Genomic DNA, 17,594 nt, shown 5'->3' on the forward strand with positions numbered 1-17,594 from the left:
TGTTTTTTATCGCCGCGATGGATGCGGCTCGGAGGCTCTAGATGAAACAATTGAGTCCGGAGGATATCGAGGCGCTCTCGGTCGGTGCCTGGATTCTCGGAACAGGCGGCGGCGGGAGCCCGTATCACGCGCTGCTCAACTTGCGGCGTTTCTACGACGAGGGCGTTCGCCTCGATCTGATCGATCCCGACGAGCTGGACGATGATGACGCCATCGCGGTTGTCTCCATCATGGGCGCTCCGCTTGTTTTCCAGGAGCGTCTGGTCGACAGCCGGTTGATCGCTCGTGCCGTTTCGGCCATGGAAGAGCATCTTGACCGCAAGTTCAGAGCGGTTATGGCCGTCGAAATCGGTGGCGGCAACGGCATGCAGTCCTTGCTCGCGGCCGTCCACCTGAAAATTCCAGTTGTCGATGCCGATGCAATGGGGCGGGCCTATCCAGAAGCGCAGATGACGAGCTTTGCGGTCGGCAATCTCGCTCCCTATCCGCTGACCTCGGTAGATCCGCGAGGTAATGAGGCCATCGTCGGCAAAACCTCCTCCTGGAAATGGATGGAGCGTGTCAGTCGTAAGCTTTGTACCGAGTTCGGATCCATTGTCGCGACTTGCAAGGCGCCGCGCTCCGGCGCTGAAGTGAAAAAATGGGCCATTCCCCGCACCACATCCAAGGCCATCAATCTCGGACGGGCGGTTGCCGAGGCCAACCGGCAGCATGCCGACCCGATCGCGGCCATTCTAAAAGCGGAATCCGGCAAGTTCCTGTTCGCTGGCAAGGTCGTTGAGGTCGAGCGGCGGACAACGGAGGGCTTCCTGCGCGGGCGGACTGTCGTGGATGGGCTTGGCGATGATCACGGCAGCCAGATCCGGATCGACTTCCAGAACGAGTGGATCGTCGTCTGGCGCGATGGGCAGGCGGTCGTCTCGACGCCAGACCTCATCTGCGTTCTCGACAGCGAATCCGGCGAGGCGATCGGAACGGAAACCATTCGCTACGGGCAACGCACGACGGTGATCGCGCTGCCAGCAGCTCCAGTCTTCCTCTCGCCGCGCGGGCTCGACCATGTCGGTCCCCGTGCCTTTGGTTATGACATCGATTTCAAGTCGGTATTCTGCTCATGAGACGCATTGGTATTGACGTAGGTGGGACCAACACGGACGCCGTGCTGATCGACGGCGGAAAGGTCGTGCAGGGCGTGAAAGTCGCCACCACGGCCGATGTCACCAGCGGTGTGGCTGCGGCGATCGATGCACTCGATCTGAGCGCCGAACTTGCAACCAGCATCGACGCGCTGATGATTGGTACGACCCACTTCATCAATGCGGTCGTGCAGCGCCGTCATCTGACCAAAGTGGCGGTGATCCGGGTCGCGCTCCCCGCCACAAGATCTTTGCCGCCCTTCACCGATTGGCCGGCTGACCTGGCTGAGCTCGCCAATGGCGGGGTCTGGCAGATTGAAGGCGGCCACGATTACGACGGCCGCAGGTTCGCCACTCTGGATATTGCCGCCGCCAGGCGAATTGCCCGCGAAATCCGCAGCCTCGGCCTCGAATACGTCGTGGTCAACGCACTGTTCTCCCCACTTGATCCGTCCGACGAAGAAGAGGTCGCCGCCATCCTGCGCGAGGAGATTCCCGATGCATCGGTGACCTGCGCACATCTGCTCGGCGGGATCGGATTGCTCGAGCGCGAGAATGCGGCAATCCTCAATGCCTCTCTCATTGCGCTTGCGCAGAAGACCATCACGGCCTTTGAACATGCCAAGTCAAAAGTCGGACTTAAGGCGCCGCTTTTTGTCACGCAAAATGACGGCACCGTCGCGGAGGCCTCGCGTGCCGCCGCATATCCGGTGTTCAGCTTCGCCTCCGGTGCGACCAACTCGATGCGGGGGGCGGCCTATCTTTCCGGGCTCAAAGATGCGGTGGTGGTCGATGTCGGCGGCACGACGGCCGATTTTGGCTTTTTGCGGAACGGCTTTCCCCGTGAAGCCAACACCGTCGTTCACATTGGAGGCGTAAGGACCCTGTTCCGCATGCCGGACCTCGTTTCCATCGGACTTGGCGGCGGCAGCCATATCGACCTAGAAGCGGCAACCATCGGGCCGCTCAGTGTCGGGTACCGCCTGTCCTCGGAAGCGCTTGTGTTCGGCGGCAATAGCGTGACCTCGACCGACATCGGCGTTGCCGCCGGACTGATCGACCTCGGCGACCGCAAGCGTGTGGCACATATCACCGCTGATGACGTGAAGAGGGTTCTGCGCCGCTGCAAGGAGATGCTGGAAGCGAACGTCGACCGGATGAAGACAAGCGCTTCAGACGTCACGCTCATCGCGGTCGGTGGAGGCGCCTTTCTTGTTCCGGAAGAATTGCAGGGCGTCGGGCAGGTGGTGCGCGTTCAGCACGGGGGCTGCGCGAACGCGGTTGGCGCAGCCATCGCTCAGATCAGTGGTGAAGTCGATCAGGTCTTCCAGGGGCTGACGCGAGAGGAGGCTGTCGGCTCAGCACGCAAGCTTGCCGAATCCCGAGCGGTGGAGGCCGGCGCGGAGTCGAAATCGCTGGCCCTGGTCGAGGCGGAGGATACGCCGATCGCATATCTGCCCGGCAATGCCATGCGCGTCCGTGTGAAGGTCGTCGGCGATATCAGATCAACCCGTATTGAGCAAACAGCCAAGGAGAAAGTCATATGCCAGTCCGTTTCCTGATCAGCACGCTCAAGGAAGGTGTCGATCCAGTCGAATATGAGGCTTGGGTTCGCGAGCGCGACTACGCTCTTGTGCGTAGCCTCGACAATTACGTGAGCTACAAAGTTCATCGCATTCGCCGCCCCATCCAGGGCGCCGAAACGTCAACATGGCAGTACATCGAAAGAATCGAAGTCAAGAGCCTGGAGCAACACGACAAGGACCTTGCCTCATCTGCCGGTGTTGCGCTGCGAGAGGAGCTTTATGGCAAGTTTCTCGATCGCTCAAAGAACATCTATTTCGTCAGCGACGAGATAGAATGATTTCTTCGCCCCATTGAGCTCTGCCTGATCCAAGACGTAAGCGCAAACAGGACACCAAGATGACCCTCGATCTGCTAATTCTCGGCAACGCGCCCATGGTCAAGATGCTTGATCGCGTCAAACTCGCCGAAGCGAGCGGATACGATACGGTCTGGCTTGCCGATGAGAGGTTTTATCGCGAAGTCTATTCGTGCCTGGGATATTTTGCGCAAAATACGTCGCGGGTCAGGCTCGGGCCTTGCGTGACAGACCCCTACGCTCGACATCCGGCGCTGACGGCCATGGCGATTGCGACGCTCGACGAGATATCGAACAAGCGCGCAATCCTGGGCATCGGCGCCGGTATTTCCGGCTTTGCCGAGCTCGGCATCGATCGCAAGAAGCCCGCGCGTGCGATCAGCGAAGCGATCGAGGTCATTCGCATGCTCCTGCGCGGCGAAACCGTCACCTACGAGGGAGAGGTCATTCAGTTCAAGGAGGGCAAGCTGAACTTCGCTCCCATCCGCGCCGATATCCCGATCTATGTCGCCAGCAACGGGCCGCTCGGCCAACGAACCGCAGGCGCTTGCGCCGATGCCGCGTTCATGGAGGCAGGGGGCAATGCTCCCGAAGTCCAGGCCTTCCGTGCGAGACTGGATGACGGGGCGAGGAAGGCGGGCCGCGATCCCAAATCCGTCAGGCTGATCGTCAGGCTCAATGCCTGTATCGCCTCAGACGGTCAGGCCGCTCGTGACACGCTCCGGCCGACGGTTGCAAGACTGCTGGGTGCAGGACGTCTCAAATTTGAAACGGCCGAAGAGCAGGGCTTGACCCTGCCGGAGGACGCACTCGCCTCGGTTCAGGGCGCCCATTACGCCGCCGGCGTGACGCCGTATCTTCCTTTGCTGCCGTATGTGACCGATCGCCATATCAATGCCTTCACTCTGGCCGGCAATGTCGAGGAGGTGACCGCGCGCGTGATCGAGCTGCGTCAGGCCGGCGTCGACGGGATCATCATCATGCCGTTCGCGCCCGAAGGAGGCGCGATCGAGGACACGATCGCCAAGATGGGCGACGAGGTCTGGCCTGCTGCCCAGGACAAGCAAGGGAGCAGGCCATGAGCTTTGATCTTCATCGCCCGGCAACCGTCACCGAAGCCATCGACCTTGCTCAACGCTTTGCGCCGACGGCGCGCTATGTTGCCGGCGGGACCGATACAGTCATCCAGATCAATCGGAAGAAGATCGATCCCGTACATCTGATCGATGTCGCCTGCCTGCCCGGCATGAGAGAAATCACCGAGACCGCCGCAGCATTCACCCTTGGCGCGCTGACAAGGTACCGCACGATCGAAACCCATGCTGCGTTTCGGGGTAATTTGCGGGCGCTGCTCGAGGCCGCCAGCGTCGTCGGTGGCCATCAGGTACGAAACATCGCAACCATCGGCGGCAACATCGTCAATGCTTCGCCTGCCGCCGATTTTGTGCCGCCGCTGCTCGCGCTCGATGCCAGTCTCGACATCACAGGTCCCGATGGACGGCGCTCTGCCCCCTTACGCGACTTCATCATAGGTCCGGGAAAGAACGGCCTCCTGCCAGCCGAGATCCTGACCAGCATCCAATTTGCCAAGCTTCCAACCCGATCCGCAACCGCCTTCCTGAAGGAAGGTCGCCGGCGGGCCATGGAGATATCGGTGGTTTGCGTTGCAGCTTGTTTGACGCTGGAGGCTTCCACCTCGCGCTGCGCTTCAGTGCGTCTGGCCATCGGGGCGGCGAGCCCAAAGGCGTTCCGGCCCGAACAGGCGGAGAGCTATCTCCTAGGCAAGCCCGCCGGCAAGGAAAGCTTTGCGGAGGCGGGCAGGCTTGCGGCAGAGGCGTCCAGTCCGATCTCCGATGTCCGCGCGTCGTCCGGCTATCGCCGTGGTCTTGTCGCGATCATGGTCGAGCGGGCGCTTGAGACGTGTTTGCAACGAATTCGGGAACAGGATCAATGAACCGGACAATTCTCAATCTCGTTGTCAACGGCGAGAGCCATCAGCTGCTCATTGAGCCCCATTGGACGTTGCTGCAGGTCTTGCGCAACGAGATCGGCATGATGGGCACCAAGGAAAACTGCCTGGAAGCTGAGTGCGGCGTCTGTACGGTGCTGCTCGATGGAAGGGCCGTGAACTCCTGCATCCTGCTCGCAGGCCAGGTCGAGGGATGCTCGATCACCACGATCGAGGGGATCGGCGATCCCGAGCATCTGCATCCCCTTCAGGAGGCGTTCATCGAATGCGGCGCCGTTCAGTGCGGCTACTGCATCCCGGGAATGATCCTGACCGCAAAGTCATTCTTGGATGAAAATCCGGGCTGCCGACCCTCGCGCGACGAGATCAGGGAAGCCATCGCAGGGACGCTATGCCGCTGCACAGGCTATCGCAAAATCGTTGATGCCGTGGCAACCGCAGCAGACCGCATCGCACTCTCGGGAGTCAAGCAATGAACGCTCATACCCATCGCGTCGCCGGTCACCGCCTGCCCCGGCTGGATGGTGTTGGCAAGGTTACCGGAAAGCACGTTTATGCTGCGGATTTCAAGTTGCCCGGCATGCTCTATGGCAAGATCCTGCGCAGTGCTCGCGCGCACGCGCTGATCAAAAGGATCGATACCTCGCGCGCCGCTGCAATTGCCGGCGTGCGTGGCATTATCACTGCCGCTGACATCCCGCAGGTCCGTTACGGAGCGGCGGTACGCGACACGACCGTGTTCGCAACCGATCGCGTCCTGTTCATGGGACATGCAATCGCCGCGGTTGCTGCCACCTCTCTCGAAATCGCGGAGCGCGCGATTGAGGCCATCACGGTTGAATACCAGGATCTGCCGGCGCTGTATGATCCGGAGGAGGCGCTCACAAGCGATATCCGCATCCATCCGGATTGGGAAAGCTACAAGGCGCTGCCAATCATTTCGCGCAAAGGCAATATCGCAGGACAAGCCCGTATTCACGTCGGCGACGTCGAAGGGACCTTCGCCACGGCTTATAAGGTCTACGAGCATCGGTTCACAACCTCGCTGCAGCATCCAGGATACACCGAGCCGCGGGTCGCAACCGCGGACTGGGACGCCAACGGGATCGTGACGGTCTGGTGCAACACCCAATTGCCGTTTGACACGCAAACCACATTGGCCGAAATCCTCGATTTGCCGGCCGCGCGGGTGCGCGTGACTGTGCCAGGTATTGGCGGCGGCTTCGGCGGCAAGCTGAGGATCGGTTTTGAGCACTTCGCAGCTCTGCTCGCGCGCAAGACCGCGCGCCCGGTCAAGGTGATGTCGACGAGCGAAGAGGAGTTCACAGCAGCACTTCCCCGTCAGGCTTCCGTAGTCCTGCTCAAGACTGCCGTCGACAAAGACGGGCACCTTCTTGCCCGAAGCGGTAGGATCATCGTGGATTGTGGGGCTTATGCAGGCTCAGGTCCCGGCACGGCTGCGATAGCACTTCAGGTCATGGCGGGCCCTTACAAGACCGGTGCGCTCGCATTCGAAAGCATCGCTGTCTACACCAACAAGGTCCATTCGGGCTCGTTCCGTGCGCCGGCAGGGCCGATGGCGAATTTCGCGATGGAAAGCCAGATCGACATGATCGCAAAGGATCTCGGCTTGGATGCTCTCGACATGCGCCTGCGCAACATCGTCAAGGAGGGGGATCCAGGTCCTTCCGGCGAGACGCACACATCCGTGAGCATCGAGGAATGTCTGCGCAAGGCAGCCGATGCGATCGGCTGGCACGATCGCAATCCCGAGCCAGGACGCGGCAAGGGCATTGCGTGCAGCTGGTGGATGACGACCGGAGGCTCGTCCGGGGTCTATGTCAAGATCAATCCCGACGGCAGTGCGACACTCGTCAGCGGCGCCGTCGAAATTGGCACTGGCGCCCTCACGGGAGCTGCTCAAGTGCTGGCCGAAGAGTTGTCCCTCGATCTGACCGACATCATCGTGACAGGTGTCGACACCCAGGCCGCGCCGTTCGACTACGGCGCTCAGGGGAGCCGCACGGCGTTCTCCGTCGGGAATGCGTGTCTTGCTGCGGCTCGCGAGCTCCGACGCCAGATGTTCGAGATCGCAGCCAAGCAGCTACAAGCGCCGATCGAGGACATGAAGCTGCAAGACAAGCACGTCGTCGCCGGCAACAAGTCGATTTCGATCGCGGAGCTGGCGCGCATCTCGCGTCTCGCCGGCGGTGGGCTCATCGCGCATGGCACGGCCATTTCGCCCGCACCAGCGTATGATCCGACACGCGTCAAGAACCATCCGCTTCCCGTATGGAATACTCCGAGCTACCATGCCCATGCCGTCGACCTTTCGGTCGATCAAGCCACCGGCAGGGTGACGATCAATCGATATGTCGTAGCCCAGGACGTCGGATATGCGATCAATCCGACTTACATCGAGGGCCAGATCGAGGGCGGAGTGGCGCAAGGTATCGGTCAGGCCCTCTCGGAGGAGATCGTCTATCAGGACGGTCGTGTCATGAATGCAAACCTGACTGACTACAAGATGCCGACGGCAATGGATGTCCCGGAGATCGAGAGCATTATCGTCGAATGCCGCTCCGCAGCCGGTCCTTACGGCGCCAAGGGCGTCGGCGAGCCGCCCTGCATCGAACCACCGGCCGCAATCGGCAATGCCATCGCAGCGGCGATCGGCTGCTGGCCAAATTCGCTGCCGATGACTGCTGAAAAAATTGTTGCTTCAATGCGAGCCCGGCAGCCATGATCCGCGTCGAGGTCAACATGCATGGAAATCTTCGCCGGTTCTTGCCCGGCGGTGTCGGATCCATTCAGCTTGACCTCCCCGAGGGGACGACAATTCTCAAGGTGATCGACTCCTTGAGCGCCGAGCATGAGGTCTGGCTCGCATCAATTGGTGACACGGTCGTGCCGTTATGGGCTGAGGTCAAGGAGGGGGCTGAGCTCAACTTCTATCCCTATCTTGAGGGTGGCTAGCATGAATTCCTTTTTTCGGGGAGAGGCTGACAATCGTCGACCTACGGCCGCGTCGGGCTTGACGAGTTCGTTCTCGTGAACAGGCGGGATCGTGTTCGGCCTCGTATGAATACGGTGCGGCAGGCTCAAGCAGAGCAAAATTTTCGCGGCAATACGCAGGCCGCAAGCAAAGGAGTGTAATACAAATGTCGAACGCGCCCCTCCCGACTTTGTCGATCGTCGGCGGCACCGGAGATCTCGGATCGGGCCTTGCCCGCAGCTGGAGCCACGCCGGATATTCCGTCATTCTTGGATCGCGCTCGATTGAGCGCGCCCAGGATGCGGTCGCGCTCCTGAAGTCGGACGGGTTTGCCAATGTCAGCGGTGACACCAACGCTGCCGCCGCGGCGAAGAGCGATATTGTTGTCATTGCCGTGCCTTTTTCCAACTACGAGGCAAGCCTGGCCGAGATCAAGGACGCGGCCAAGGGCAAGATCGTTGTCACCGCGGTCGTGCCGCTCGTGCCGCCGAAGGTGTCTGTTGTTCAACTTCCGAGCGCCGGGTCGGCCGCCCTGATCGCGCAATCGCAGCTTGATCCGAGCTCGCGGGTGGTCGGGGCCTTCCACAATGTCGGCTCACAGAAGCTCCATGCCGGAGGCAAGGCGGACTGCGACGTCCTCGTGTTCAGCGACGACCCGGAGGCCCGCAAAGAGGTCATGCTGCTGGCCGATGCGGTGAGCAATCGCGGCATCGATGGCGGTGCGCTCGCGAACTCAGCGGCAGCCGAGGCTCTCACCTCCGTTCTGATCGCGATCAACCGCAAATACAAGGTGAAGGGTGCCGGCATCACGTTTTCCGGCCTGACGTGAATGGAAAACCGCAGGGGCGTTCGCAACGATGCTCACAGCCCTCGATACTCTTGACCGTAAAATCTTGGGCCAACTCATTCGGGATGCCCGAATAAGTCAGTTGGCGCTTGCCGAACGTGTCGGTCTCTCGGCAACGTCTTGCGCAAGGCGTGTGCTGCAAATGGAGAAAGCCGGCATCATCAAGGGCTACTCGGTCGCGATCGACGCAAACTCGCTTGGCTTTCCCTTGACCGTGATCGTCCACATCACGCTCGACCGCCAAAGTGAGGATGCGCTCAGGGTTTTTGAGACCGAAATCCAGAAGTGCCCCGACGTGATCGCCTGCCATCTGATGTCTGGCACGGACGACTATCGGCTTTTGGTGCTGGCGCGCGACATGGAGGACTACGAACGCATACATAAGCAGCACTTGTCGCGGCTACCCGGTGTGGCAAGACTGCAATCGAGCTTCGCAATGCGGACCGTCATCAAGCGCTCGATTTCTCCGGCGGCGCTTCATGGCTAGCAACCAATCGCGCAGCGGAGCTCGCAATGAAGGCAGGAGATGGTGCAGGCGGTCGCAAACCCGCGACAGCACGCCTGCAGCGTGTCGACTTCGGAGACTTGTCCGCAAGCCTTGGCGGCCGGACGATGCTCAAGGAGAAGCAGACGAGGTATAAAACTGAGGGGCAGCTCGTCGAGACCGTATTCGACGTGAGATGCCCACGCGCCAGAAACACGAGACAAATTCCGGACATGGGCGCCGAAGGAAGGAAGAGCTCGCGATGACGAGGAGCATCACATACACCGCCCTTCCCGGAATTCCTTTGACGGAGCCGGGCGACGATCTGGTTGGCGTCATCGCGGCCGGCGTCAGGAGTGCGGACATCGTCGTCGCGACCGGTGACATCTTTGTCATCGCACAAAAAATCGTATCGAAGGCGGAAAACAGGTACGTCTATCTTGACGATGTGAACCCTTCCGACCGCGCTATCGAGCTTGCAAAGACGGTCGGCAAGGATCCCCGGCACATTGAGGTCGTGCTCTCGGAATCCACCGAGGTCTTGCGCGCAAGGCAGAACGTGATCATCGTTGCCCACCGCCTCGGCTTCGTGATGGCGAACGCCGGGATCGATGAATCCAACATCGAGCAGGATCGCGGCCACCGCGTATTGTTGCTGCCGGAAGATCCGGATGTGAGCTGCCAGCGCCTGAAGGCCGGCCTCGATCGGCGGTTCAGTGTCGATGCCGGCGTCATCATAAACGACAGCTTCGGACGCCCCTGGCGCAACGGCGTCGTTGGCGTGGCGCTCGGAAGTGCTGGTCTTCCTGCCCTTCAGAGCATGATCGGCGAGCCCGATCTGTTCGGGCGGCCCATGCAGGTGACGGAGATCGCCGTTGCGGATGAGCTGGCAGCCGCCGCCTCGCTCGTGATGGGACAGGCGGCCGAAGGCCAACCGGTTATCCACGTCCGTGGATTCTCCTCTGGCGCTCCAATTAATTCGGCGTCCGCACTCCTGCGTGCGAAAGAACGGGACATGTTCAGATGAACGGGCGGTCACAGTTTGTGCCTACAGAAGGCCGCGTAGTGGCACTCTGCGGGGGCGTCGGAGGAGCAAAGCTTGCTGTTGGATTGCAGCACGTGCTCGCAGAGAGACTAACCGTGGTCGTCAATGTCGCCGATGATTTCGAGCATCTCGGGCTCCATATCTCGCCTGACCTGGACACAGTCCTTTATACGCTCGCGGGCCTCAGCGACCAGCAGCGCGGTTGGGGCCGATCCGATGAGACCTGGAACTTCATGGAGGCTTTGAAGCAAATCGGCGGCGAGACCTGGTTCTTACTCGGCGATCGCGACATGGCGATGCATGTGGAGCGGACCCGCCGTCGCCTAAGCGGTGAAAGTCTCACAGCCATTGCCATCGATATTGCGCGGCGGTTCGGTATTCGTTCAGCCGTGCTGCCCGTCACCAACGACAGGCTTTCCACCATGATCGACAGCACGGAAGGCGAACTCGAATTCCAGCGCTATTTTGTCGGACGTCGTTGCGAACCCGTTGTCAAGCAGATCCGGTTCAGCGGGGCGCAAAGCGCTCGCCTGAGCGAAGAGGTGCTAGCGTCGCTCGATGCCGAGGATCTGCATCTTGTCATTATTTGCCCTTCCAATCCCTATCTCAGCGTCGATCCGATCCTGGCTGTTCCTGGGATGGCCGAAAAGCTGCGTGCGACCGGCGTTCCCGTTCTGGCCATTTCCCCAATTATCGGCGGTCAGGCAATCAAAGGGCCGACGCGCAAGATCATGGACGAACTTGGCCTCGAGCCGTCAAATGCGGAGATTTCCAGACATTATGCAGGGCTGCTCGATGGCCTCGTCATAGATGTCGCCGATGCCGCAGGGGCGGGCGATCTCGGGGTTGATCTACACGCGGCACCTACGCTCATGACAGACTTGCAGTCGAAGATCAGGCTCGCCGAGCATGCGCTTGCCTTCGGCGAGAGCCTTCGCGCAACGCACAAACGGCGGATCAGGCCCCCTTCGATACGAGGCGCGTCATGACAAGACGAAATGCATGGGTGATCATCCCGGCAAAATCGTTCTCGTGCGCGAAGCAGCGACTCTCGCCATTGCTGACGCCTTCCGAGCGTGTCCTGTTGGCCCGGTCGATGCTGGGCGACGTTCTGAGCGCGGCATGCGGCGTGATGCAACTCAACCGTGTCGCTGTGGTCACCAGTGCTGAAGATGTCGCTCAAGAGGCGACCCGTCTGGGGGCTGTCGTGATTGATGACGGCGGTGCGGACGGAACCAATGCTGCAGTGGCAGCCGGGCTCGCCGCCATCGAAAGTCGTGGAGGCGAACTCATCCTCGTTCTGCCGAGCGATGTTCCGGCAATCTTGAGCGAGGACGTCTCAACGCTTCTTCAAGCCGCACAAGGCGACGCCGTGGTGATCGTGCCGGCGCCGCGCGACGGCGGCACCAACGCGGTTGCGTTCAGCTTGGCGCGACCATTACAGCCGTGTTTCGGCCCCGACAGCTTTGCCCGCCACATCGCCGCAGCCGATCGCCTCGGCATTGAGCCCATCTTGTGCTCCAATGCGAGGATTGGACTTGATCTCGATGCTCCCGCCGATCTCTTTAATTTTCTTGAGCTGAACACGACCACAGCCACCGATCGCTATTTGCGTTCGATCGATCTGGGGCAAAGGCTGCTCGTGGAAAGCGCCGGATAGGGCGGGCGCACAATCGTCGATGCGGCGCCCGAAATGTGCTCGAAACTGGTTGCCCAAAATAGGGAGAGCTCCGCCGGACTGCGGAGAGCGTGAGGAGTTCTGAGAATGGTGGATCGGATGTTCCTGGAATCGCTGAGACGAAGTGACATTTCGGCTTCAGAGGCCCTGTCTGTAGTCAGCGACGTGTCCCTTCCCGATCTCATGCGGATGGCGGCATCAAAGCGGGATGAGGCCCATGGTAGAAAGATCTCCTACTCGCGAAAGGTGTTCATTCCGCTTACGCAGTTGTGCCGGGATGTCTGCCACTACTGCACATTCGCCCATTCTCCCCAAAAAGGGCAGCGCGCCTACCTCACCATGCATGAGGTGCTGGCGATCGCGCGTGCCGGTCGTGAGGCCGGCTGCAAGGAGGCGCTGTTTACGCTCGGCGACAAGCCTGAGCTGCGATACCGCCTGGCCCAGCGTGAACTGCACGAGATGGGCTTTGCATCGACCCTGGCTTACCTCAAGGAAGCCGCGCGCGTGGTTTTCTGCGAGACAGGCCTCTTGCCGCATCTCAATCCAGGCTTGATGGAGGCTGATGATATCGCGGCCTTGCGCAAAGTCTCCATCTCGCAAGGGATCATGCTCGAGAGCGCCTCCGCAAGGCTGTGCGGGCCCGGGGGACCGCATTTCGGTTCACCTGACAAGGACCCTGCAAGGCGGCTGCGGACGATTGAACTCGCTGGCCAGCTCTCGGTGCCCTTCACGACCGGATTGCTGGTCGGTATCGGTGAGACGCCGCTTGAGCGCATCTCCTCGCTGCTTGCATTGCGCAATCTGGACGAACGCTACGGGCACATTCAGGAAGTCATTATCCAGAACTTCAGGCCGAAGCCGGATACCCGCATGAGGCACGCGCCGGCGCCAACAATGGAAGACCATCTGTGGACCATTGCGCTCACGCGATTGCTGTTCCGGTCTGATATGAACATCCAGGCGCCGCCCAATCTCAGCCCGGGCGTACTGGACATGATCTTGGCCGCTGGCATCAATGACTGGGGCGGCGTGTCCCCGGTGACACCGGACCATGTCAATCCCGAGGCGCCTTGGCCCCATCTCGCACGTCTTTCCGAGTCCACCGCTGCATGCAGCAAGACGCTCGTCGAACGCCTCGCAGTCTATCCGGCCTATGCGCGTCACTATGCACGCTGGACTGACACATCGCTGCAGAAGAGCCTGCTCGGTCTCGTCGACGGAAATGGCTGGCCGCGTCGGGACGAATGGTGCCCTGGAACAAGGTGCGATCCGCCTGCCGGAGAGCTGGCGATGCTGCATGAAAAAGCCAACCCGCCCGCCGTCTTAGCCGGCAGGTTTCGGAGAATTATCGCGAAGGCTCAATCTGGGACACGACTCGAAGAGGCAGAGATCGTGTCACTGTTCGAGGCCGAGGAGCGCGATTTCATGGCCGTGTGCCGCGCTGCTGATGAGCTGCGCCGATCCGTCAGTGGCGATTCCGTCAGCTATGTCGTCAACCGCAACATCAACTACACCAATATCTGCTACTTTAAGTGCCAGTTCTGCGCATTTTCAAAAGGAAAGCTCGCCGAGAACTTGCGCGGGCGGCCCTACGACATTTCGATGGATGAGATCGGGCGGCGCGCCCGCGAAGCCTGGGAGCGCGGCGCCACCGAGGTCTGCATGCAGGGCGGCATCCATCCCGCCTACACCGGTGCGAAGTATCTTGAGATTTGCCGGTCCGTGAAGCAGGCCACGCCCGACATGCATATCCATGCCTTCTCGCCGCTCGAGGTGTTCCAGGGCGCCAAGACGCTCGGGAGTTCGGTCGATGAGTTTCTGCGCGAGTTGAAGGACGCCGGTCTTGGCACTTTGCCGGGGACGGCTGCAGAAATTCTGGACGACGAGGTCCGCGCGATTCTGTGTCCCGACAAGATCAACACCGCGCAATGGCTGCAGATCATGGCAGCGGCCCATAGAACGGGATTGCGCAGCACCGCAACGATCATGTTCGGCCATGTTGACCGTTACGAGCATTGGGCAAGACATCTGTTGCGCATCCGGGATGTTCAGGCCGAGACCGGTGGCTTCACTGAATTTGTCCCATTGCCGTTCGTCCACATGGAAGCCCCGATCTATTTGAAAGGGCGATCGCGCAAGGGGCCGACCTTCCGCGAGGTCGTTCTCATGCATGCGATCGGACGGCTTGTCTTCCACACCAAGATCTCCAACATCCAGGCGTCTTGGGTGAAGCTCGGCGAAAAAGGCATTCGCGCCTGCCTTGAGGCTGGTGTGAACGATCTCGGCGGCACGCTCATGGACGAGACGATCTCGCGTTCAGCCGGTGCCCAACACGGCCACGAGATGGCTCCAAAGCAAATGGAAGAGCTCATCCGCGCGACGGCGCGCCTGCCGCGCCAACGTACGACACTCTATGGCGATGTTGCTGACCATCGTTATCTCGCCTCGCTGAACCCGCCAGAACTCGAGCCGATTGTTACTGGACTGGAGGACCATCGCGGTGGGGGCGGCGCTGCAGGGCCTCCTGCGCTTGAAATGAGGTAGCGGGAGCGCGGACCCTGCGGGCAAAAGTCTAGCGACGCCGACATGCGTTGCCGCGGAATACTTGACGCGGTTTCGAATTTGTGATCACATATCTCATATTGGAGAACTTTGGAGTGAGCCGTATTATCGCGCCAGCGCACGCTTTCGGCTGGGCCTTGATTGTCCAACGCGTTTCGATTGACCGGCGTTTGGCGCCGTTATCGGGCGCGGCACTCCGCTCAAGCTTGATCCGGGCGGCCGACATGCGGTGCCGCAAGGCTCATTGCATCAACTATTCCGTCGCCTTTGAGTTGGGGAGCCTGCCTTGCGAGCTCTCCAAGCGCACCCTTGCCGTGATGGATATCAGGCCATCACGAGGAGCAGGAACATCGTCCCGCTTTAGCTCTCGCGATGTCGCGTTTTCCGGCGCGCGCACTCAGCTGAACCGCCCAGAACTGCTGTCCAAGGAGTCGACGGGGCCAAGGCCGCGGAAGCGGATCCAGCAAGCAAGAGAATCTGCCCTGGTTTTTAGACCAGAGGCCGATGAGGTCGCCAATCTCAGGCAATCCCCGGCGGCCAATTCCACGATCACACCACCCAGGAGCGTTCATGCCGACTATAGATGAAGACCGAGCAGCCATTTTGAAAGTGCACCGCGACTGGTGGGCGGCCAATTACAAGTGGGATATCCCCTTGATGCGAACTTGCTTTCCGAGTGGCGCCGCGTTCTTGAATTTCAACCTCAGCGGTGATCCGTACTTCGGGCGGGAAGAACTGACCGCCTTTTGGGAGTCGTTCAAGGACACGCCGCGATCCAGGCCTGCGGTCATGCACATCTGGCGTCTGGATGTCCATGGCGACGTGGCTTACCTGCTTTGCGAAGGCAACTTCGAGACCGCCGAGAAACCGGACCAGTACCTGCGCAGCACCGAGATCTACGTGCGCAATGACGGGGAGGGAAAGCCGGAGTGGAAGATCTGGCACTTCCACTGCTCGGAGATGGCGCCGCAAGACAAGATTCGGCAGCCGTTCGGCGATAGCTATGCCAGCCGCGGTGTGGGCTATCTGCCGTCCAGCTTCGGCAAGAGCTTCTCTGTCACTGACGATCAAAAGCCGTAACGGCAAGCGAGCGTCCTGTCGGGGCTGGCAGGAGCATCCTACTTCCGGCGGGACGAACTGATCCCGCCGGTGCTGCAAAAACATACAGAACCGTTTTTTTCTCGTTGAAGTGCCGTCCGATGTGCCCGCCCGGAAGCGAATGGACTTTCGATGCTTGAGCTTGGCTGGAATCGAAGAGCGATCCACAAATTGAGCGTCCTTTCGGCCGTTCGGGTCACCGTGCCCGAGGATGATTCATGAGGCGGCTCACTATCAAGCGACCGGTCGGTACGATTGCCGTGTCTTACCATGGCGAGACCGATGCGAGCAGGCCGCCAATCCTGTTCGTGCATCCCATCAATCTTCAAGGCGCGGCGTGGGCCGAAATTGTACCGGCGTTCGCCGACCGGTTCACCATCGTTCCTGACATGCGAGGATTCGGTGACTCGCCGCCGACCAAACAATACGACCTTGCGCGGTGGGCGCAGGACTGCATCGACGCCGTCGACCGGGCGGGCGTCGACCGCTTCCACGCGGTCGGCGGTTCACTCGGTGGAGCGATTTCGCTCTATCTCGCAGCCGCCGAACCCAAACGGGTCATCTCGGTTGTTGCGGTAGGCAGTCAGCTCTACTCGCGAGATCCTGACAATACGGCGGTGCTATCCACCCTCGAACATCACACCGTCACCGAGATGTTTGAGCTCATCCTGCCGAAATATGCGCTGGGCCCAAACGCGTCTGCCGAAGTGGTGGCCAAGACCATGACGCTGCGCAATCCGAACGGAAAGGACGACATCCGTCGCGTGTGGCGAGCGGCATGCGCGGCCGATATCCGCGCACAGGTGGCTAGCGTCAGCTGTCCCGTGACGGTTCTGACCGGCGAGTTCGACCTTACCTGCACTCCTGCGGCGGGCGCAGAAATGGCAGCCTCGCTGCATGCTCCGCACGTTGTCCTGCCAGGCGTCGGTCATTTGCCGATGCTGGAGGATCCGCCCGCTTTGATCGCCGCGATCAAGGCGCACCTCAAGCGCGTGGAGTTCTGAAGAGATGACATACTCGATTGTCGCCAGAGACCCGATCACCGGCCAATTGGGTGTGGCCAGCCAGTCGCATTATTTTGCCCTCGGGCGCGTCGTGACGTTTGCGCGAGCCGGCGTTGGTGCTGTTGCGACCCAGTCCTTCGTTGATCCAGCTTACGGGCCGAATGGGCTGGATCTCATGGCCTCGGGCGCATCGGCGGCGACGGCGCTCGCGACCCTGCTCGCAAAGGACGCAGAGCGAGAACTGCGCCAGGTCGCCTTCCTCGATGCCGTCGGCGGCAAAGCCATGTTCACTGGCGATCGCTGTGTTCCCCATCGCGGTCAGCTCGAGGCCAATAACGTTGTGGTGTTGGGAAATATGCTTGCCAGCGACGGCGTCGTGCCTGCCATGCTGGCGGCGTACGAGAATGCTGCCGGTCCACTCGTCGATCGTATGCTCGCGGCGATGGACGCAGGTGAGGCCGCGGGGGGTGACGCCCGTGGCCGGATGTCGGCTGCGCTTCTCGTGGTGTCCGCAGACGCCGGTCCAGCGCCTTGGGCTAACTGCCTTATCGACGTGCGAGTTGACGACCATCCTGACCCGCTCGCCGAATTGCGCAGGCTCGCCAAGCTCTCTCAGGCACACACGACCTTCGGCGCGTCTGTCTTCACACCCGGGCTGCTCTCGCGCGAAGCGGCAGCAACAGGTTCGCAGCTTGTAGAGGCGCTACGTATGCTCACGGACGCTCAAGTATTGATCGGCGCCGACCCCGAGCCAACCTTCTGGAAGGGCGTGCTGCTGATCCGTGCCGGCGAGATTGCCCTAGCACTACTTTGGCACTTTTGTTTTAGCGATTCCTACGAGGAGCCTTTCACAATGGGAGCATCGCAGGGGTGGAGGGCGTTCGAAGAGATCGA

At 60.8% G+C, this 17,594-nt stretch carries 17 protein-coding genes; all 17 read left to right on the forward strand.

What is annotated here, in order from left to right; genetic code table 11:
* Positions 1 to 41: 41 nt before the first annotated feature.
* Positions 42 to 1,118, forward strand: a complete 1,077-nt coding sequence (locus ABIB91_RS38775) for an S-methyl thiohydantoin desulfurase family protein (RefSeq protein WP_354172261.1) — start codon at positions 42 to 44, stop codon at positions 1,116 to 1,118.
* Positions 1,115 to 2,698: a hydantoinase/oxoprolinase N-terminal domain-containing protein gene (locus ABIB91_RS38780; protein ID WP_354172263.1), complete on the forward strand. Its 1,584-nt coding sequence runs from the start codon at positions 1,115 to 1,117 to the stop codon at positions 2,696 to 2,698. The genes ABIB91_RS38775 and ABIB91_RS38780 overlap by 4 nt, the downstream gene beginning before the upstream one ends.
* A complete protein-coding gene (locus ABIB91_RS38785) occupies positions 2,680 to 3,000 on the forward strand; it encodes a RedY/HapK family protein (RefSeq protein WP_354172265.1) in 321 nt (106 codons plus the stop codon). The genes ABIB91_RS38780 and ABIB91_RS38785 overlap by 19 nt, the downstream gene beginning before the upstream one ends.
* 59 nt (positions 3,001 to 3,059) lie before the next feature.
* Positions 3,060 to 4,100: an LLM class flavin-dependent oxidoreductase gene (locus ABIB91_RS38790; protein ID WP_354172267.1), complete on the forward strand. Its 1,041-nt coding sequence runs from the start codon at positions 3,060 to 3,062 to the stop codon at positions 4,098 to 4,100.
* Positions 4,097 to 4,972, forward strand: a complete 876-nt coding sequence (locus ABIB91_RS38795) for an FAD binding domain-containing protein (protein WP_354172269.1) — start codon at positions 4,097 to 4,099, stop codon at positions 4,970 to 4,972. Before ABIB91_RS38790 ends, ABIB91_RS38795 begins: the two co-directional genes overlap by 4 nt.
* A complete protein-coding gene (locus ABIB91_RS38800; RefSeq protein ID WP_354172271.1) occupies positions 4,969 to 5,463 on the forward strand; it encodes a (2Fe-2S)-binding protein in 495 nt (164 codons plus the stop codon). The genes ABIB91_RS38795 and ABIB91_RS38800 overlap by 4 nt, the downstream gene beginning before the upstream one ends.
* Entirely contained in the window at positions 5,460 to 7,733 is a 2,274-nt protein-coding gene (locus ABIB91_RS38805) for a xanthine dehydrogenase family protein molybdopterin-binding subunit (protein ID WP_354172273.1), read from the forward strand. Before ABIB91_RS38800 ends, ABIB91_RS38805 begins: the two co-directional genes overlap by 4 nt.
* The gene (locus ABIB91_RS38810; protein WP_354128620.1) at positions 7,730 to 7,963 is read left to right on the forward strand and encodes a MoaD/ThiS family protein; all 234 of its coding nucleotides are present in this window, start codon (positions 7,730 to 7,732) and stop codon (positions 7,961 to 7,963) included. The genes ABIB91_RS38805 and ABIB91_RS38810 overlap by 4 nt, the downstream gene beginning before the upstream one ends.
* Before the next feature lie 185 nt (positions 7,964 to 8,148).
* A complete protein-coding gene (gene npdG / locus ABIB91_RS38815) occupies positions 8,149 to 8,811 on the forward strand; it encodes an NADPH-dependent F420 reductase (protein WP_354172275.1) in 663 nt (220 codons plus the stop codon).
* A gap of 28 nt (positions 8,812 to 8,839) precedes the next feature.
* Positions 8,840 to 9,316 carry an Lrp/AsnC family transcriptional regulator gene (locus ABIB91_RS38820; RefSeq protein WP_354172277.1) on the forward strand — a complete coding sequence of 159 codons (477 nt, stop codon included), beginning with the start codon at positions 8,840 to 8,842 and terminating at the stop codon, positions 9,314 to 9,316.
* A gap of 259 nt (positions 9,317 to 9,575) precedes the next feature.
* Entirely contained in the window at positions 9,576 to 10,340 is a 765-nt protein-coding gene (gene cofE / locus ABIB91_RS38825) for a coenzyme F420-0:L-glutamate ligase (protein ID WP_354172291.1), read from the forward strand.
* Complete coding sequence (gene cofD, locus ABIB91_RS38830) at positions 10,337 to 11,347, forward strand: 2-phospho-L-lactate transferase (RefSeq protein WP_354172281.1); 1,011 nt, start codon at positions 10,337 to 10,339, stop codon at positions 11,345 to 11,347. The genes cofE and cofD overlap by 4 nt, the downstream gene beginning before the upstream one ends.
* Positions 11,344 to 12,018 carry a 2-phospho-L-lactate guanylyltransferase gene (gene cofC, locus ABIB91_RS38835; protein ID WP_354172283.1) on the forward strand — a complete coding sequence of 225 codons (675 nt, stop codon included), beginning with the start codon at positions 11,344 to 11,346 and terminating at the stop codon, positions 12,016 to 12,018. Before cofD ends, cofC begins: the two co-directional genes overlap by 4 nt.
* A gap of 105 nt (positions 12,019 to 12,123) precedes the next feature.
* Positions 12,124 to 14,580, forward strand: a complete 2,457-nt coding sequence (cofH, locus tag ABIB91_RS38840) for a 5-amino-6-(D-ribitylamino)uracil--L-tyrosine 4-hydroxyphenyl transferase CofH (protein ID WP_354172285.1) — start codon at positions 12,124 to 12,126, stop codon at positions 14,578 to 14,580.
* 588 nt (positions 14,581 to 15,168) lie between these two features.
* Positions 15,169 to 15,678, forward strand: a complete 510-nt coding sequence (locus tag ABIB91_RS38845; RefSeq protein ID WP_354128613.1) for a YybH family protein — start codon at positions 15,169 to 15,171, stop codon at positions 15,676 to 15,678.
* 236 nt (positions 15,679 to 15,914) lie between these two features.
* The gene (locus ABIB91_RS38850) at positions 15,915 to 16,700 is read left to right on the forward strand and encodes an alpha/beta fold hydrolase (RefSeq protein ID WP_354172287.1); all 786 of its coding nucleotides are present in this window, start codon (positions 15,915 to 15,917) and stop codon (positions 16,698 to 16,700) included.
* 4 nt (positions 16,701 to 16,704) lie between these two features.
* On the forward strand, positions 16,705 to 17,594 hold an 890-nt coding region (locus tag ABIB91_RS38855), incomplete at its 3' end, for a DUF1028 domain-containing protein (protein ID WP_354172289.1).

The organism is Bradyrhizobium sp. JR4.3, from assembly GCF_040547695.1.
GTDB classification, from domain to species: domain Bacteria; phylum Pseudomonadota; class Alphaproteobacteria; order Rhizobiales; family Xanthobacteraceae; genus Bradyrhizobium; species Bradyrhizobium canariense.

What these genes read in the sequence shown, in the direction of transcription:
- ABIB91_RS38780 (WP_354172263.1), top strand. Translation starts at nt 1,115, where the DNA reads ATGAGACGCATTGGTATTGACGTAGGTGGGACCAACACGGACGCCGTG.
- cofC (WP_354172283.1), top strand. Translation starts at nt 11,344, where the DNA reads ATGACAAGACGAAATGCATGGGTGATCATCCCGGCAAAATCGTTCTCG.
- ABIB91_RS38785 (WP_354172265.1), top strand. Translation starts at nt 2,680, where the DNA reads ATGCCAGTCCGTTTCCTGATCAGCACGCTCAAGGAAGGTGTCGATCCA.
- ABIB91_RS38805 (WP_354172273.1), top strand. Translation starts at nt 5,460, where the DNA reads ATGAACGCTCATACCCATCGCGTCGCCGGTCACCGCCTGCCCCGGCTG.
- ABIB91_RS38790 (WP_354172267.1), top strand. Translation starts at nt 3,060, where the DNA reads ATGACCCTCGATCTGCTAATTCTCGGCAACGCGCCCATGGTCAAGATG.
- ABIB91_RS38845 (WP_354128613.1), top strand. Translation starts at nt 15,169, where the DNA reads ATGCCGACTATAGATGAAGACCGAGCAGCCATTTTGAAAGTGCACCGC.
- cofH (WP_354172285.1), top strand. Translation starts at nt 12,124, where the DNA reads ATGGTGGATCGGATGTTCCTGGAATCGCTGAGACGAAGTGACATTTCG.
- cofE (WP_354172291.1), top strand. Translation starts at nt 9,576, where the DNA reads ATGACGAGGAGCATCACATACACCGCCCTTCCCGGAATTCCTTTGACG.
- ABIB91_RS38850 (WP_354172287.1), top strand. Translation starts at nt 15,915, where the DNA reads ATGAGGCGGCTCACTATCAAGCGACCGGTCGGTACGATTGCCGTGTCT.
- ABIB91_RS38800 (WP_354172271.1), top strand. Translation starts at nt 4,969, where the DNA reads ATGAACCGGACAATTCTCAATCTCGTTGTCAACGGCGAGAGCCATCAG.
- npdG (WP_354172275.1), top strand. Translation starts at nt 8,149, where the DNA reads ATGTCGAACGCGCCCCTCCCGACTTTGTCGATCGTCGGCGGCACCGGA.
- cofD (WP_354172281.1), top strand. Translation starts at nt 10,337, where the DNA reads ATGAACGGGCGGTCACAGTTTGTGCCTACAGAAGGCCGCGTAGTGGCA.
- ABIB91_RS38810 (WP_354128620.1), top strand. Translation starts at nt 7,730, where the DNA reads ATGATCCGCGTCGAGGTCAACATGCATGGAAATCTTCGCCGGTTCTTG.
- ABIB91_RS38775 (WP_354172261.1), top strand. Translation starts at nt 42, where the DNA reads ATGAAACAATTGAGTCCGGAGGATATCGAGGCGCTCTCGGTCGGTGCC.
- ABIB91_RS38820 (WP_354172277.1), top strand. Translation starts at nt 8,840, where the DNA reads ATGCTCACAGCCCTCGATACTCTTGACCGTAAAATCTTGGGCCAACTC.
- ABIB91_RS38795 (WP_354172269.1), top strand. Translation starts at nt 4,097, where the DNA reads ATGAGCTTTGATCTTCATCGCCCGGCAACCGTCACCGAAGCCATCGAC.